The 16,335-nt window shown below is 60.5% G+C and carries 13 protein-coding genes and 1 pseudogene; 7 read left to right on the forward strand and 7 right to left on the reverse strand.

The window, feature by feature from the left end; genetic code table 11:
* The first annotated feature begins 289 nt into the window (after nucleotides 1-289).
* From EFR00_RS00445 to EFR00_RS00460, 4 genes are all read left to right on the forward strand, one after another.
* A complete protein-coding gene (locus EFR00_RS00445) occupies nucleotides 290-628 on the forward strand; it encodes a hypothetical protein (RefSeq protein WP_125864840.1) in 339 nt (112 codons plus the stop codon).
* Nucleotides 625-1,728 carry a HigA family addiction module antitoxin gene (locus EFR00_RS00450; RefSeq protein WP_077994548.1) on the forward strand — a complete coding sequence of 368 codons (1,104 nt, stop codon included), beginning with the start codon at nucleotides 625-627 and terminating at the stop codon, nucleotides 1,726-1,728. The genes EFR00_RS00445 and EFR00_RS00450 overlap by 4 nt, the downstream gene beginning before the upstream one ends.
* Nucleotides 1,729-1,851: 123 nt before the next feature.
* Entirely contained in the window at nucleotides 1,852-2,973 is a 1,122-nt protein-coding gene (locus tag EFR00_RS00455; protein WP_077994545.1) for a multiubiquitin domain-containing protein, read from the forward strand.
* Between the two features lie 137 nt (nucleotides 2,974-3,110).
* Nucleotides 3,111-4,460, forward strand: a complete 1,350-nt coding sequence (locus EFR00_RS00460) for a HesA/MoeB/ThiF family protein (protein ID WP_167482286.1) — start codon at nucleotides 3,111-3,113, stop codon at nucleotides 4,458-4,460.
* Between the two features lie 373 nt (nucleotides 4,461-4,833).
* Here EFR00_RS00460 and EFR00_RS00465 read toward each other — a convergent pair whose 3' ends face one another.
* Nucleotides 4,834-5,274, reverse strand: a complete 441-nt coding sequence (locus EFR00_RS00465) for a DUF1612 domain-containing protein (RefSeq protein ID WP_077994539.1) — start codon at nucleotides 5,272-5,274, stop codon at nucleotides 4,834-4,836.
* 347 nt (nucleotides 5,275-5,621) lie between these two features.
* On the opposite strand from EFR00_RS00465, the gene EFR00_RS32870 reads away from it, so the two are divergent.
* From EFR00_RS32870 to EFR00_RS00475, 3 genes and pseudogenes are all read left to right on the forward strand, one after another.
* Nucleotides 5,622-5,792 (forward strand): hypothetical protein, encoded by a 171-nt coding sequence (locus EFR00_RS32870; RefSeq protein WP_167482287.1) that lies wholly within the window; start codon nucleotides 5,622-5,624, stop codon nucleotides 5,790-5,792.
* A gap of 63 nt (nucleotides 5,793-5,855) precedes the next feature.
* Nucleotides 5,856-7,529: pseudogene (locus tag EFR00_RS34160) on the forward strand (IS66 family transposase).
* A gap of 461 nt (nucleotides 7,530-7,990) precedes the next feature.
* Nucleotides 7,991-8,899, forward strand: a complete 909-nt coding sequence (locus tag EFR00_RS00475; RefSeq protein ID WP_077994537.1) for a nucleotidyltransferase and HEPN domain-containing protein — start codon at nucleotides 7,991-7,993, stop codon at nucleotides 8,897-8,899.
* A gap of 89 nt (nucleotides 8,900-8,988) precedes the next feature.
* On the opposite strand, the gene lpdA is transcribed toward EFR00_RS00475, so the two are convergent.
* The 6 genes from lpdA to EFR00_RS00505 all read right to left on the reverse strand — a co-directional run bounded on the left by lpdA (nucleotide 8,989) and on the right by EFR00_RS00505 (nucleotide 16,321).
* Nucleotides 8,989-10,386: a dihydrolipoyl dehydrogenase gene (gene lpdA / locus EFR00_RS00480; RefSeq protein ID WP_077994534.1), complete on the reverse strand. Its 1,398-nt coding sequence runs from the start codon at nucleotides 10,384-10,386 to the stop codon at nucleotides 8,989-8,991.
* A 3-nt stretch (nucleotides 10,387-10,389) separates the two neighbouring features.
* The gene (locus tag EFR00_RS00485) at nucleotides 10,390-11,673 is read right to left on the reverse strand and encodes a dihydrolipoamide acetyltransferase family protein (protein WP_077994531.1); all 1,284 of its coding nucleotides are present in this window, start codon (nucleotides 11,671-11,673) and stop codon (nucleotides 10,390-10,392) included.
* Nucleotides 11,674-11,676: 3 nt separating this feature from the next.
* On the reverse strand, nucleotides 11,677-12,690 hold the full coding sequence (locus EFR00_RS00490) for an alpha-ketoacid dehydrogenase subunit beta (RefSeq protein ID WP_040142596.1): 1,014 nt from the start codon (nucleotides 12,688-12,690) through the stop codon (nucleotides 11,677-11,679).
* A 1-nt stretch (nucleotide 12,691) separates the two neighbouring features.
* The gene (locus EFR00_RS00495) at nucleotides 12,692-13,924 is read right to left on the reverse strand and encodes a 3-methyl-2-oxobutanoate dehydrogenase (2-methylpropanoyl-transferring) subunit alpha (RefSeq protein ID WP_077994526.1); all 1,233 of its coding nucleotides are present in this window, start codon (nucleotides 13,922-13,924) and stop codon (nucleotides 12,692-12,694) included.
* A 62-nt stretch (nucleotides 13,925-13,986) separates the two neighbouring features.
* Nucleotides 13,987-15,114 carry an acyl-CoA dehydrogenase family protein gene (locus EFR00_RS00500; protein ID WP_077994524.1) on the reverse strand — a complete coding sequence of 376 codons (1,128 nt, stop codon included), beginning with the start codon at nucleotides 15,112-15,114 and terminating at the stop codon, nucleotides 13,987-13,989.
* A gap of 19 nt (nucleotides 15,115-15,133) precedes the next feature.
* Nucleotides 15,134-16,321, reverse strand: a complete 1,188-nt coding sequence (locus tag EFR00_RS00505) for an acetyl-CoA C-acyltransferase (RefSeq protein WP_077994522.1) — start codon at nucleotides 16,319-16,321, stop codon at nucleotides 15,134-15,136.
* Nucleotides 16,322-16,335: the final 14 nt, after the last annotated feature.

Raw genomic sequence — 16,335 nt, forward strand, 5'->3', positions numbered from 1 at the left:
CGAAGCTGCCGCGGCGCACCCTCAAGGCGCTCGGCAACAGCTTTGATCATATGGGAGGTTCTAGTTCCAGAACCAGGCGCCGACATAGGAGCTCACAGCAGCTCATCGTCTCCGCTACCAATATCCGACCGCTCACCCCCTCCGCCCGACGGGGTCTGCTTGCCGCTTCCCCGAGAACCCCGCACGCTTCGTTCTTGGCAAAAAGCGTATTTGCAAAGATAGCGCTCGTCTCGTATTGCAGAGAATCATTTTTATTGTTACGTGTTTGGAAACAATTACTGGGACTCTCTTGAAAATCCGGTTCCCTGACAAGGCTTGCCAAGAGCTATGCAACCACCATCGCAATCTCGTCCATGCCTTTGGCGAGGAAATTGCCCGGCGGATCTGCTGCATGCTCTCGCTTCTTCAAGCTGCCCCCAATATGGCAGAAATCCCGGCCAAACCGCCTGTAAGCTGCACGGTTTCTCCGGCATCAGGGAAATTTACGCTCAACGTTGGAAAAACTCATCAGTTGGAGTTCCGGGCCGCAAATAGCCCAGTAGCCCCAATTGATGATTTGTCCGCCGTCAAAGAGATCGAAATCCTAGGTATCATCCCAACGCCCGCCGCCCGAGGGAAACAACGATGACCGATCGTAGCCATAACTACCATCCTGACCATTGTGCGCCACCAGGCGACCTCATTCAGATGTATCTGGACGATCTCGATATATCCGCTCGTGAGCTTGCTCGCCGTTGTGGTAGATCAGGGAAGCTCCTGTCGGAGATCATCGCCGGCAAAGCCCCGATAGAACCGGAAACCGCACTGCAGCTCGAGAAGGTTCTTGATGTCTCGGCCTCCATTTGGATCAATATGGAGGCCAACTATCGGCTTCACAGCGCCAGACTCTCAGAGGAAGAGTCTCTGGTGGATTCCTACGAATGGGCAAAGCTGTTTCCTATCAAAGAGCTGGCCGAACGGGGGTACTTACGGAAAGTCGCCGACAGGGCCGCGCAGGTCAAAGAGGTGCTTGTTTTCTTCGGAGTCGGCACCGTCAAAGCTTGCGAGGAAAAGATCGACGAACTTCTTCAGGTCGATTTTAGGACCACGCAAAAATTCACCGCGAACAGACCCGCTTTGGCTGCTTGGCTCCGCATTGGTGAGCGGAGTGCTCAAGCAATCGAATCCCGGGAGTATGATCGCGACGCATTTCTTAGCGCGCTCGGACAGCTGCGACCACTTTCGAGAACGTCGTTGACGGAAGCGCTTCCAAAAATTCGAGACCTTTGTGCGCATGCCGGCGTCGCATTCGTTCTTGAAAAGCCGCTTCCAAAAACCAGAGCAAGCGGGGCGTCGAGGTGGCTCTCGCCGCGGAAAGCATTGATCCAGCAAAGTGCGCGATATTTAACCGGCGACCATTTCTGGTTCACCTTCTTCCATGAGTGCGCGCACTTACTGCTTCATAGCCGAAAAGAGATTTTTATCGACATCGACCGAGGGCCAGGGAGCGCGACCCCCGTCCAGGAAGAAGAAGCGAATCTTTGGGCTTCAGACTTTTTGATTCCAGCTTCGGAGATGCGAGAATTTCAGAAAACCTTCTCCGGAGATGAGAAGGAAATCACAGCCTTCGCATCGCGCATCAAAATCGCGCCTGGAATCGTCGTGGGACAGCTGCAGCACAATGGCGTTCTTTCACATAACAAATTCAATAGCTTAAAAGAACGCCTAACCTGGGAATCCGAAACATGAAACGCATTGAGCGCGACGTTTTTAAATAAATTTGCCACCAAATGCGTAACATATAATTGACTCTGGGCTGCCCCAGATTTATGTCTTCGGTATCGGCGGGAACGCCAACCGGAGAACCTGAACATGACCACGCATGCAGATGACGTTTCTGGAAACCACGGCCGTTCCGGCAGCGGCCGTTTCATCTTCATTTCCAACGAGAACTTCGTTTTCTCGAAAGTGCATATCGGCGACCATCAGGTAACGGGGAGTCAGATCGTTGAAGCCGCTGGCAAGCATCCTGTCGAAGACTACGTAGTCCTTCACCACCTGCCGGCCGGTGAGCTTGAAACCAAGCGTCCCAACGAGTTGGCGAAGCTCGACAACGACGACCATCATTTCTTTGTCATCAAGAGTGCGGGTGTCGACTATTCGTTTTCCGTCGACGGGCTCGCGATGGTCTGGCCCCGTCCTCACATCAGCGCGGACAATCTCGTGTACCTCGCTCGCGCCGAAACCGATAGCGAGGTCATCATCCACCGTGGTGATGGTGCTGCCGACATTTATGAGGGCGACGATCAGATCGCGCTTGTTCCGACTGGTGTTGAGAGGTTCACGACCCGGCCGGCACGCAAAGACATCACGATCACTGTAGACGGGGAGCCCTACCATCCGCCTCGCCGCAAGATGACGCCCAATGAGATAATAAGGCAGGCAACGGGGCAGGATCCGTCTCAGATCTATCTCGTCCGCATCAACCGCGGTGACGAACGGGAGAGCTATCAGGGAAAGGGCGACGAAGTCATCCGGCTCCGTGACGGCATGGTCTTCGTCACCATTTCGGTAGGACCTACTCCCGTTTCCGACCCCGCGTTTGAACAGGGAGCTGGCCTCATGATAATGGGGCTGACTGCTCTTGGCTATCAGGTGGTACCCGTACCGGATACGTCCGATAAGCTGGTCTTTGACTACACGGTGCAGTCCGGCCCTTACGCGGGGAAGACTTTCAAGATCGGCTTTGTGGTGCCGCCGGACTTTCCGCTCACATGGCCGAGTGGCATCCATTTGTCGCCTGAGGTCCACCCCTTGAATCCCGGCGGCGTGCATCCGACTGGTGGCGTGCACAAGGAACATGCTGCGCCGTTTCAGACCGGGCTTGGTGGCGAGTGGCAATACTGGTCTCGGCCATATAACCATCGCGGAAGGCTTGATGAGCCAGTTCGCTCCTACATGAACCATGTCTGGAACTTGTGGGACAGCCAATGACCACAGACAGCTACAGCGTAGCAATGACCAAGGAGTGCGATCGCGTGCTCCGCGGTCATCTTCTCAGGCGGGACCGCCAGGAGGACCTTTGTTTCGCACTCTGGAACCTAAGTCGGGGTTCGTCCCGGACGACGGCTTTGATCAGCAAAGTCATTTTCCCCCGTGAAGGCGAAAGGTCGGTTCACGGCAACGTTAGCTTCAATCCCGGCTATTTCGAACGAGCTTTGTCGGAAGCAAACGCAGCTGACGCGGGCCTCGCGCTCCTCCATAGCCATCCGGACGGTCGAGGTTGGCAAAACATGAGCCGCGACGACATCAACGCCGAATGCGGCAATGCTGGACGAGTGTTTGGTGCTACGAAACTGCCGTTCGTCGGCCTCACGATGGCTGGCGACGGCTCTTGGAGCGGTCGCTTTTGGATGCGCACTGCTCCGCGAACCTATGAACGGATGGACTGCGGTCTCGTCAGGGTCGTAGGCGACGTCTTCGGTCTCCACTACTACGACGGCTTGCTGCCGGCTCCGAAATCGACGAAGGCGCAGATTCGAACCGTTGCCTCCTGGGGAAAGAAAAGGCAGGCCGATCTGGCGCGACTACGAGTAGGAATCGTGGGCGCGGGGAGCGTCGGCGGCCTGATTGGCGAGGCCCTTGCTCGTACAGGATTTGAAGACGTCAAGGTCATAGATTTCGACCACATTGAAGAGCATAACCTTGACAGGCTTGTCTATGCTGAACGGTCGAACGTAGGGAATTTGAAAGCAACTACTTTGGCCGACCGCCTGCAATCTGTCGCAACGGGATCGAACTTCCATTGCGAGCCGGTGTCTGTTGCGGTCTACGAGGAGGAAGGATTCAGGAAAGCGCTCGATTGCGACATTCTCCTTTCCTGCGTTGATCGGCCTTGGGGTCGGCATGTCCTGAATCTGATCGCCTACGCCCACCTGATACCGGTCATTGACGGCGGCATTGCCGTGCAGACGAAGTCCAATGGCGAGCTTAGGCGCGCCGATTGGCGTGCCCACACCTGCGCTCCCGGGCAAGCCTGTATGGCTTGCCTCGGACAGTATTCAACCGGCCTAGTTCAAACCGAGCGCGAAGGCTTGCTTGACGACCCGAAATACATCGAAGGCTTACCTGCTGGTCATCCCCTCAAGGCGCGCGAGAACGTCTTCGCGTTCTCCATGTCCTGCGCCAGTTTCCAGATGATGCAATTGCTCAACTATGCTCTCGCGCCTCTTGGCCTGGCTGGACCACGACCGCAGATGTACCATTTTGTAGGTGGATTTCTGGAGAAGGCTGAACAGATCGAGTGCGAACCCGATTGCGCATTCAGGGAAATCGTCGCCAAGGGTGATAACTGCCGCTACTATGTCGTGGGCACGCGACCCTCGACCAAATTCGAGATCAAAGAGAACGACCGATTAGCCGATCATAATCCCTCGCCGTTCCGGCGATTTATCAAGTGGCTATCACGCCTGCTGACATGAGTAACGCGCGCCTCCGCGGCGGGAAGGAAGCATTCGGTTCATGCTCGCTCGACTAGCAAGCGCCTTGATCCCGGCACCCAATGACCAAGAGGAGGCAATCACAACCACGCGTATTCGCCGAAAGGTGATATGGACCTGCCTACATTGCATCGTTCGCCCGTTCTCGTTGCCCGCAATTGGTGGCAGCCGAGATCGTGGAGACTCTCGGCGTCAAAGTTGATTGACGGCCGAGCTTCCGATGCGCTGGCGGTCCAACGCCTAATCGCGGAATCGATTGCCAAGAAGGGTGGTAACACTCTCCTGTCCTGCGCCGGCTATTTGTCGCCGGACATTATCGCCGGTTTCCGAGAGCAAGCTAGCAGGTAGGTTCGGGTCAGCCGGCACATCGACTATGAAGCCCAAGTCGAAGCTGGTGGGCGGACTCTCTCGGGTAGCCACGCGGATTGCAAACGCCACGGGTCTCGCCGATCGCGGGCGCCAACAGGTCATGTTCTTTCATCCCAATCTCGGTTCCCCACCAAAAGACCGTGGGCGATGGCGAGCAGCCGAGTTTCCCGGTCGCGATGCCGGCGCCGATCGACGGGAGGCCAAGATTGACCACCTTCAGATGCGCCTCCGTGGTGAGGTCGGTCTGGCGCTGGATCGAGGCGGCCAGCAGCCGGCCGAGCCACGGGGCATGCTGCAGGCACGGCCAGCTCGTTCCAAGCATCGAGGGCGACGACCGCCTGCTGCACGGCGGCAGGTCTTGCGCCTGCCCCAACACGCAGCGCCATTCCTCGAACCGCTCGTTCTCCCAGTCGAGATCATAGACCATCGGAACCTTGTCCCGAGCGCTTTTGGCGCGGCCGAGCCATTTACCTGTTCGGTCGCGGCCTCCGATCGGGCCAGCACCGGCGCTATGGCGGCGAACTCAGCGTCGAGCCCGTCAGTCCCGTCATCGCCATCGTCCCGCTTCCCTCCCCGACCGGACCAATATCCGGTTCGACCTCGCTGCTCGTTGAGGTGCCGTCTAACCCACCCCCGAAGGCTGGCCCCTCTCCGCAGGCCGTTGGAGCTGAGGGCCCAGGCCAGCGGCTGGCTGGCAATGCGGCGGCGACTGCGCAGCACGTCGCGGGCGATGGTCAGTTCGTAGGTTGGAGTGCAGTTGTCTCGGGTGGCGTCGTGGAGGACGAGGTCTTCGAGATGAACCAGTTCGCCGTCGATCCAGAGGGAGGCGCAGGCATCAGCAAAATGGGCGCGTTCGAGGAAGCCGTTACCGACCGGCGAACGGGCGATGCGCTCATCGAGCCGCACCAAAATCGCGGTCGCGTCGGCAACCGGCTTTTGCAGTAACTGGAGCAGATCTGGTGGCACGGGGGGATTCCGATTTTTTGTGAATCATGATTCACTTCCTTTATGTCGAAGCGCCGCCTCCCCATGGTCGAGCATGCTGATACGTTGTCGCTGAAGGCGCTGCGGGAATTGGTGACGGGACTTGTGGCGCGGGCCGATCGGGCAGAAATCCGGATTGGAGCGCTTGAGGCTGACAACCGAAAGCTTCGAGAAGAAAACGACCTGCTCCGGGTAGAGAACACGCGGCTGAAGGTCGACAACCAGCTTCTGCGCGATGAGATTGCGAGGCTTAAAAACCTGCCGCCGCGCCCATCCTTCAGGCCGTCGGGCATGGAACAGGCAACGAGTGGCAAAACGGTTGCCGGCAGCCGAAAGCCTGCGCGGCGTCGCGGGCCGAAAGACGACAAGGGCAGCGTCACGCGCGAAGAGGTGCTGCCTGCCAAGGCGCCACCCGGATCGCGCTTCAAGGGCTACAAGGAGTGCGTGGTCCGGGATCTGATCGTGCGGGCCGAAGTGGTGCGCTATCGCCGCGAATGCTGGGTGACACCGGAAGGACGCACGATCATTGCGCCGCTGCCAGCAGGAATTAAGGGCGGCTACGGCGCCAGTCTGCGTCGTTTCTGCCTGATGCTTCATAGCCATGGGCAAGTCACAACGCAGCGATTGACGACCTTGCTGAACGATGTCGGTGTCGAGATTTCCAAACGCCAGGTCATCCGGTTTTTGACAGAGCGGCTGGATGGCTTTCATGCCGAGGATGCCGCCGTGCTGCATGCGGGCTTGGTCTCGGCTCCCTTTGTCACGGTCGACGACACAGGTGCGCGTCATGCCAACCGCAATTTCCATACGACACAGATCGGCGGCGAACATTTCACCGCCTTTCGCACTGCGCCATCGAAGTCGCGGCTGAACTTTCTGGCCCTGTTGCGCGCAACTATCAGGACTATGTTCTCAACGATGCCGCCTTCACCTTTCTGGAAGACCGTCAGGTGGACCCCGCCCTTCTGGCGCGGTTGAAGACATGTGAACCGCGGCGGTTGCCAATCAGGTTCCGTTTCTCGAGTACCTGGCCTCCAATGGCATCGACATCTTCGACAAGGAAATAATCCGCCCGTTTGCCGAGGCAGGCATCTGGGGCGCCATCCGCCATCATGGCCTGGTCGGCAATGCGGTGATTGTGTCCGACGATGCCGGACAGTTCCGCGTCGGCACCCATGCGCTGTGCTGCGTCCACGCCGAGCGGTTGCTGCACAAGCTGATGCCGGCGACACCCGGCCAAGTACGGCATGTCGAAACTCTGCGGGATCTCATCTGGCGCTATTACACGGCCCTGAAAGCCTTTCAGCGAGGACCTGATCCCCGTGCAGCTTGGGGCATTCAGGCCCGGTTCGATCGGATTTTCTCGCTGCGCACCGGTTATGGCGACCTCGACAAACTGCTGTTTCGGCTGAGCCGCCGCAAGGCCGAACTGCTGCGGGTTGTGGAGCGGCCTGAAACCCCGCTCCATACCAATGCGTCGGAAAGAGATCTGCGCGGCTTTGTCATCAAGCGAGAAATTTCCGGCGGCACGGTCAGTCGCAACGGCCGGCAGGCGCGTGACAGCATGCTCGGGCTGATGAAGACCTCCCAAAAGCTCGGCCTGTCGTTCTGGCACTATCTCGGCGATCGGCGGCTGGGGATCAATGACGAAGATCATTTGTTGCACCCCTCGCCTCCCTGGTTGCAGCACGCGCCTGAACGCTCTCGGCCCTTCGAGCACCCTGCTCTGCGTCAAACATGCTGAATGCATCGTCATGGCCACCAAATCAGCCCCGCTTACCTTTTGCAGGCTAGTCATGGGAATTTTTTGGACAAGTCGTAACCCATTGAATTCATGGTAAATGAATTGTTAAACGGACGCTATCTGTTAGTTATCATCCGTCATCGGATAGATTGCATCAGGCCACGCCTGACTTCCGATAAGTAATGCTTATCGGAAGTGAGTTATTGCAGGCCGAAAACAATGTTTCTATATTGTATTATTTCTCAACATAGCGATTGCGATACTTTACACAAATCTCATACCGTCTGACATTTTGCCCAGCATAACTTCACTGCTCGTCGTTGACCCTGAGCATTATTCTGCCCGGCGAACCAAAGGTGAACCCTATCAAAACTGCCGGTGGACGCTGCAGAAACTTTCCCCTATCGATGGTGCCATGAAGTCGTCTCTCGATCACATTCCGCTTCGCAAGCAGCGCGAGATTGTCAGCGTTCTGGAAATCCTCCATGAGGAGTTCGAGGATGCGCTGAAGGACGGCACTGCGGAGTTCAAGAAGCGCGGACGCATTTTGAAGATCATCCTGTTCGGCTCCTACGCCAAGGGTGGATGGGTCGATGAGCCCTTCACGATGAAGGGATATCGCTCCGATTTCGATCTCCTGATCATCGTCAATAACCGCAAGCTCTGCGAGTTCGCTGAGTACTGGCACAAGGCCGCCGACCGACTGATCCATGAAAAGTCGATCGAGACGCCGGTGAGCTTCATCGTCCACTCCAGGCGCGAGGTAAACTCCTACCTCAAGGAGGGACAGTACTTCTTCTCCGACATCCGCAAGGAAGGCATTGTTCTCTACGAACTCGACGACGAACCTCTTGCGGAGCCGCGGCCGCTCTCACCAGCGGATCGCCTGCGGGTTGCGAAGGAGCACTTTGAAGACAGATCCGTTGCCGCAAAGGAATTTGCTGAGTGGGCGGATTACGCTCGCACGAAGCAACAGCGAAAACGCGCCGCATTCGCGTTCCATCAGTCTCTAGAACAGGCTTATTCGTGCGTACTCCTGACGCTGACGAACTACGGCCCACCTTCCCACAACATCAAATTCCTGCGCTCGCTTGCAGAGGAACAGGACCGGCGTCTCGCGGAGGCATTCCCGCGCGATCAGCATCGAGAACGCGCGTGGTTCAACACGCTGAACGAGGCTTATGTGAAAGCGCGCTACTCCAAGCACTTCGAGATCAGTGAGGAGGCTCTTGGTTGGCTCTCAGAGCAGACTGCTTCTTTGCTTGGGCTGGTCGAAACGGTGTGCTCCGAGCATCTGACGATGCTGGAGCGCAACAGCAGGTAGCGGCGATTCGGCGGCTCTGGTACGGCCGAGGTCGCGAGCCACACAGTTAGCGCTCCGTTGAGCGCCGCCACGCTCTTGGCCAGATCGGCTCAGATATGCAATGCGCTTCCCAGCGCTTTCAGCGCCGCTTCCATGACCGCTTCGCTGCGGGTCGGATGGGCGTGGATCGTGCCGCCAATATCTTCCAGCCGCGCGCCCATTTCGATCGCCAGGGCAAAAGCCGCCGACAGTTCGGAAACGCCTGCCCCCACCGCCTGCAGGCCGAGCACGAGGTTGGTGTCGGCACGAGCGACGACGCGTACGAAGCCCTCTTCCGACAGCATCGTCATCGCGCGCCCATTGGCGCTATAGGGAAACTGGCCGGTGCGGATTTCATAACCTTGCGCCTGCGCCTCCGCCGGGGAGAGGCCGGCGCTGACGATCTCCGGATCGGTAAAGCAGATGGCGGGGATGCAGCGCTTGTCCCACGCACGCTTCTTGCCGGCGATGATCTCCGCCACCATCTCCCCTTGTGCCATGGCCCGATGGGCGAGCATCGGTTCGCCGGTCACGTCGCCGATCGCATAGATGCCGCGCATCGAGGTGCGGCAGCGATCATCGATCCTGAGATAAGGGCCCGCGCGATCGAGATCGAGTTCCTCAAGACCCGAACCCGCCGTTCTCGGGCGGCGACCGACGGTGACGAGAATGCGGTCCGCCGGCAGGCTCTCTCGCCGGCCATCGGAGGTTTCGACGAGCAATGCCTCACCATTGTCGGCAAGGCCCGTCGCCTTTGCGCCGGTCAGCACACGGATGCCGCTTTCAGTGAGCTTGCGCATGACGGGACGCACGAGTTCGGCATCATAGAGCGGCAGCACCTGCGCCGTCGCCTCGACCACCGTCACATCAGATCCCATCTTGGAGAAGGCCATTCCGAGCTCCAGCCCAATGTAACCGCCGCCGACCACGACCAGCTTCTTCGGCAGCTCGGTCAGCGACAGCGCCTCGGTCGAGGAAATGACTCGACCCCCGAATGGCAGGTTGGCAAGCTCAACCGGATCGGAGCCGGTGGCGATCACCACGGTCTCGGCGCGGATGATCTGCTGGCCGGTTTCCGTCTCGACCTCCACCGTCTTGCCGTCGCGAAAGTGAGCGCGGCCATGAACGATCTTGACCCGCGCCTTCTGCAACAGCCCGGAAACGCCGCCCGTAAGCCGGCCGACGATGCCGTCCTTCCAGGCGATCGTCCTGCCAAGATCAATCGAGGCGCCTTCAACGCGGATACCCATTGGATTCTTGCCGGAGAGCATCTTTTGCGTGGCGGCGAATTCCTCGGCCGCATGGATCAGCGCCTTTGAGGGAATGCAGCCGACCGTCAGGCAGGTGCCGCCCGGCTTGCCGGCCTCGACGATGACGGTATCGATGCCAAGCTGCCCGGCGCGGATGGCGCAGACATAACCGCCCGGGCCGGCGCCGATGACGAGGAGCTTGCAGACAATCTCTTTCATGGATCAGCCTTCGATGAAAATGAGCGCCGGCGTTTCGAGGAGCGTACGGACGCGCTGCACAAAGGTCGCCGCATCCCAGCCGTCGATGATGCGGTGATCGAAGCTGGAGGAGAGGTTCATCATCTTGCGCGGCACGAATTGCGCGCCGTCCCAGACCGGACTCGTGGCAATCTTGTTGACGCCGATGATCGCCACCTCGGGATGGTTGATAACAGGCGTCGAGACGATGCCGCCGAGCGCGCCCAGCGAACTGATGGTGATGGTGGAGCCTGAAAGCTCTTCACGCGTCGCGGTCCCAGAGCGCGCCGCTTCGGCCAGCCGGACCATCTCCGCCGCGCAATCCCAAATGCCGCGGGCTTCCGCATGCCGCACCACCGGCACCGTCAGACCGGCGGGCGTCTGCGTGGCGATGCCGATATGCACGGCACTGTGGCGTGTGATGATGCCGGCATCGTCGTCGAAGGTGGCGTTGACGTTGGGCTGCTCGGAAATCGCCTTGACCAGCGCCCGCATCAGGAAGGGCAGAACCGTCAGCTTCGAATGATCCGGCCGGCGGTCACCATTCATGGTGGCGCGCAACTCCTCGAGCGCCGTCATATCCACTTCCTCCACATAGGTGATGTGGGGAATGCGCGAGGTGGACAGCACCATCTTCTCGGCAATGCGGCGGCGCAGGCCGGTCAGCTTGATTTCTTCAGTCGCCGTCTTCCTGGCAAATCCGTTCCGGGTCGCCGCGGGAGCTGTTCCCTGAGACAGAAACTGCTCCACATCTTCGCGCAGGATCCGACCGGCCGGTCCGCTTCCCTGCACCTGTCTGAGATCGACGCCGCTTTCCCTGGCGAGCAGCCGCACGGAGGGCGCGGCGATCGGCTTTTCGACCGGCACAGGCGCGGGAGCAGGCACAGGTGCAGGTGCAGGTGCAGGTGCAGGTGCAGGTGCAGGTGCAGGAGTTGTCGCCGCCGGGACGGGCTTGGCAATCTCGGCCTTAGGCGTTTCGGCGACCGGCGCCTGCGAGATCCGTATGTGCTGAGCCTCGTCGGATTCCCCTGCCGTTTCGATCCGCACCAGCGGCGCCTTGACCGCGATACGGTCTCCGATCTCGCCGGCAAGCCAGATGACGGTGCCATTGACGGGTGAGGGAATTTCCACCGTCGCCTTGTCGGTCATGACGGCGGCAATCACCATATCCTCGCGCACCGGATCGCCTGTCTTCACGTGCCATTCCACGAGCTCGGCCTCGGCGACCCCTTCCCCGACATCCGGCATCTTGATGATGAATTCGCCCACGGCTCAGGCCTCCATGACTTCGGCAAGCGCCCGCCCGACACGGCCGGGACCGGGAAAATAGTCCCACTCCTGCGCATGCGGATAGGGCGTGTCCCAGCCGGCGACGCGCACAACCGGCGCTTCGAGATGATAGAAGCAATGTTCCTGCACCAGAGACACGACCTCGGCGCCGAAACCCGACGTCAGGGTCGCCTCATGGACGACGACGCAGCGCCCGGTCTTGGTGACAGATTTGACGATCGTATCGAGGTCGAGCGGCAGCAGGCTTCTGAGATCGATCACCTCGGCATCGATGCCGGCATCTTCGGCCGCGGCAAGCGCCACATGCACCATCGTGCCATAAGCAATCACAGTTACCGCCGACCCGGCGCGCCGGATCTCGGCCTTGCCGATCGGGATGGTGTAATGGCCGTCGGGAACCTCACCGAGATCATGTTTCGACCAGGGTGTGACCGGCCGCTCGTGATGACCGTCAAAGGGGCCGTTATAAAGCCGCTTCGGCTCCAGGAACATGACCGGATCCGGATCCTCGATCGCCGCGATGAGCAGGCCTTTAGCGTCGTAGGGATTGGAAGGAACGATCACCTTCAGGCCGCAGACATGAGTGAACAGCGCTTCCGGGCTCTGGCTGTGCGTCTGGCCGCCGAAGATGCCGCCGCCGGTCGGCATACGCACGACGATCGGGCAGGTGAAATCACCGTTGGAGCGGTAGCGGATGCGTGCGGCCTCCTGCGTCAGCTGGTCATAGGCCGGATACATGTAATCGGCGAACTGGATTTCGACGCAGGGCTTCAGCCCGTAGGCGGCCATGCCGATTGCCGTGCCGACGATGCCGGATTCGCTGATCGGCGTGTCGAAGCAGCGCGTCCTACCGTATTTTGCCTGCAGCCCCTGGGTGCAGCGGAAGACGCCGCCGAAATAGCCGACATCCTCGCCGAAGACCACGACATTGTCGTCCTTCGCCATCGAGACATCCATGGCGCTGCGCACGGCCTCGATCATCGTCATCCTGGCCATGTCAGTACCCCGCCTTCTGCCGCTGCCGGCGGATATGCGCCGGCATCTCGGCATAGACGCCCTCGAAAATGTCGCGCACCGAAGGACGGCCGCCGGCATGCAGCGTGCCGTGCGCCTCCGCCTGGCGCTGCGCCTCGATCACCTCGTCCATGATTTCGGCTTCCGCCTGGACGTGGCGCTCCTCCGACCAGACGCCCTTGACGATCAGATGTTTCTTCAGGCGCAGCACGGGGTCGCCGAGCGGCCAGGCTTCGGATTCCGTCTTCGGCCGATAGGCGCTCGGATCATCCGAGGTGGAATGGGCGCCGACACGGTAGGTCACATGTTCGATCAGCGTCGGGCCGAGATTGCGCCTAGCCCGCTCCGCCGCCCAGCGGGAGACGGCATGGACGGCGAGGTAATCGTTTCCGTCGACCCTGAGCGCCGGAATGCCGAAGCCGAGGCCGCGAGCGGCAAAGGTGCCGGAGCCTCCGCGGGCAATGCCCTGGAAAGTGGAGATTGCCCATTGATTGTTGACGATGTTGAGGATCACAGGCGCCTTGTAGGTCGAGGCGAAAACGAGCGCCGAATGGAAATCCGATTCCGCCGTCGATCCATCGCCAATCCAGGCAGCGGCAATGCGGCTGTCATTCTTGATCGCCGAGGCCATCGCCCAGCCCACCGCCTGCACATATTGGGTGGCGAGATTTCCGGAGATGGTGAAGAAGCCGTGTTCCTTGGAGGAATACATGATCGGCAGCTGCCGGCCGTGCAGAGGATCGCTCTCGTTCGAATAGATCTGGTTCATCATCTCGACCATCGGGTAGTCGTCGGCGATCAGCAGCCCCGCCTGGCGATAGGTCGGGAAATTCATGTCTCCCTTGTTGAGCGCCTTGCGGAAGGCACAGCTGACGGCCTCTTCGCCGAGATGCTGCATGTAGAAGGAAGTCTTGCCCTGACGCTGCGCCATCAACATGCGGGCGTCGAAGGCGCGCAGCTTCATCATGTTGCGAAGCCCGGTCAGCAATTCCTCATCGGAGAGCGACCCCGCCCATGGACCGACCGCCTCGCCATCACGGTTCAAGACGCGGATGATCGAATAGGCAAGCTCGCGGATTTCTTCCGAGGCGACATCGACCTCGGGACGCGGCACGGAACCGGCTTTGGCGATCTTGACGTTGGAAAAGTCGGGCTGGCCGCCGGGGCGGACGGCAGGTTCGGGGACGTGCAGGCTCAAACGAGCGGAATCCACCATATTTCTTCTTTCCTCCCTTTGCCGGCCATGCGTCCCTCCCCGGAAGCAGGCCGGTATGGTTCTTATAGATTGCGGGCGATCACCATGCGCTGCACGTCGCTCGTTCCCTCATAGATCTGGCAGATGCGCACATCGCGATAGATGCGCTCGACCGGATAATCGGCCATATAGCCGTAGCCGCCATGGATCTGGATCGCGTCGGAACAGACGCGCTCGGCCATCTCCGAGGCAAAGAGTTTTGCCATCGAGGCTTCCGAAAGGCAGGGCAGCTCCGCCTCTCTCAAGGCGGCGGCATGAAAGACCAGCTGACGCGCCGCCTCGATCCGAACCGCCATATCGGCAAGGCGGAAGGCGACGGCCTGATGCTCGAAAATCGGCTTGCCGAAGGCCGTACGTTCCTTGGCATAATCACGCGCCGCCTCGAAGGCCGCGCGCGCCATACCGACGGCCTGCGCGGCAATACCGATCCGCCCGCCCTCGAGATTGGCAAGCGCGATGCGATAGCCTTCGCCTTCCGCACCGAGCCTCAAATCGACAGGAATGCGCATGGCGTTGAAGGCGATCTGGCAGGTATCGGTGGAATGCAGACCGAGCTTTTCCTCCACGCGGATAACCTCGTAGCCCGGCGTCTCCGTTGGCACGATAAAGGCAGTGATGCCCTTCTTGCCGGCATCCGGATCGGTGACGGCAAAGACGATGATGACATTGCCGTTCTTTCCCGACGTGATGAACTGCTTGGAGCCGTCGATCACATAGTGGTCGCCGTCAAGCCGCGCCCGGGTCTTCAGGTTGGAGGCATCCGAACCCGCCTGCGGCTCGGTCAGCGCAAAACCGCCGATCCATTCGCCGCTTGCCAGTTTCGGCAGAAAGCGCTGGCGCTGCTCCTCGGTGCCGAATTTCAGGATCGGCACGCAGCCGACGGAGGAGTGCACGCTCATGATCGTCGAACAAGGCCCGTCGCCGGCGGCAATCTCCTCCAGTGCCGCGGCATAGGCAACCACGCCGGTATCCGAGCCGCCATAGGCCTCCGGCACCAGCATGCCGAGCAGCCCGAGTTCGCCCATCTCCTTCAATTCGTCGCGCGGGAAAAGATGCTCGCGGTCGCGTTTGGCCGCTCCCGGGGCCAGCCGGTCGCGGGCAAAGTCGCGGGCGACATCTGATATCTGCTGCTGGAGTTCGGAAAGGATCATATGGCTCCTCCTCTTCCCGCTAGTGCCGCTCGATGGCGACAGCCGTCGCCTCGCCGCCGCCAATGCAGAGCGCCGCCATGCCTCGTTTCAGGTCGTAGCGCTGCAGCGCTGCAAGCAGCGTCACCAGAATCCGGGCGCCGGACGCGCCGATCGGATGGCCGAGCGCGCAGGCGCCACCATGCACGTTGACCCTCTCATGCGGCAGGTCGAGGTCGCGCATCGCCGCCATTGCGACGACGGCGAATGCCTCGTTGATTTCGAACAGGTCGACCTCCGAAAGCGCCAGGCCGGTGCGATCGGAGAGCTTCTGCAGCGCGCCGATCGGCGCGGTGGCGAAAAGATTGGGCGCCTGCGAATGCGTGGCATGACCGAGGATCGTGGCAAGCGGCTTGAGCCCGCGCAGTTCCGCCTGCGAGCGGTGCATCAGCACCAGGGCTGCCGCGCCATCGGAGATCGAGCTGGAATTGGCCGCCGTCACCGTGCCGCCCTCGCGGAAGGCGGGCTTCAATGTCGGAATCTTGTCGAGCTTGGCCTTGCCCGGCTGTTCGTCGCGGCTTGCCACCTGCTCGGCTTTGCCCGATTTGACCGTGACCGGCACGATCTCCCTTTCAAAACAGCCGTCCGCAATCGCCTTCTGCGCCCGCGTCAGGGATGCGATCGCATAGTTGTCCTGCGCCTCACGCGTGAACTGATAGGCCTCGGCGCAATCCTCCGCGAAGCTGCCCATCAAGCGCCCCTTGTCATAAGCATCCTCCAGCCCGTCGAGGAACATGTGATCCACGACACGCCCATGGCCAAGCCTGTAGCCGCCACGAGCCCTGTCGAGGAGATAGGGCGCGTTGGTCATGCTTTCCATGCCGCCGGCAACCGCCACCGAGGCACTGCCGGCGGCGATCAGGTCATGCGCCATCATGACAGCCTTCATGCCCGAGCCGCACATTTTGTTGACGGTGCTGGCGCCTGTCGAAAACGGCAGGCCGGCATGGATGGCCGCTTGGCGTGCCGGCGCCTGCCCCTGCCCTGCCGGCAGCACGCAGCCGAAGACGACTTCCTCGATCGCTTCGGCCTCGACGCCGCTGCGCTCAAGTGCGGCGCGGATCGCAGTTGCGCCAAGCTCGGGTGCCGCCGCATCCTTCAGCTCTCCCTGAAAGCTGCCGATCGGCGTACGTGCCGCACCGACGATGACGATAGGGTCCTGCAATGCCATTTTTCCTCCTCGGG

Origin of the sequence: Rhizobium sophoriradicis (genome assembly GCF_003939025.1) — a bacterium.
GTDB lineage: Bacteria > Pseudomonadota > Alphaproteobacteria > Rhizobiales > Rhizobiaceae > Rhizobium > Rhizobium sophoriradicis.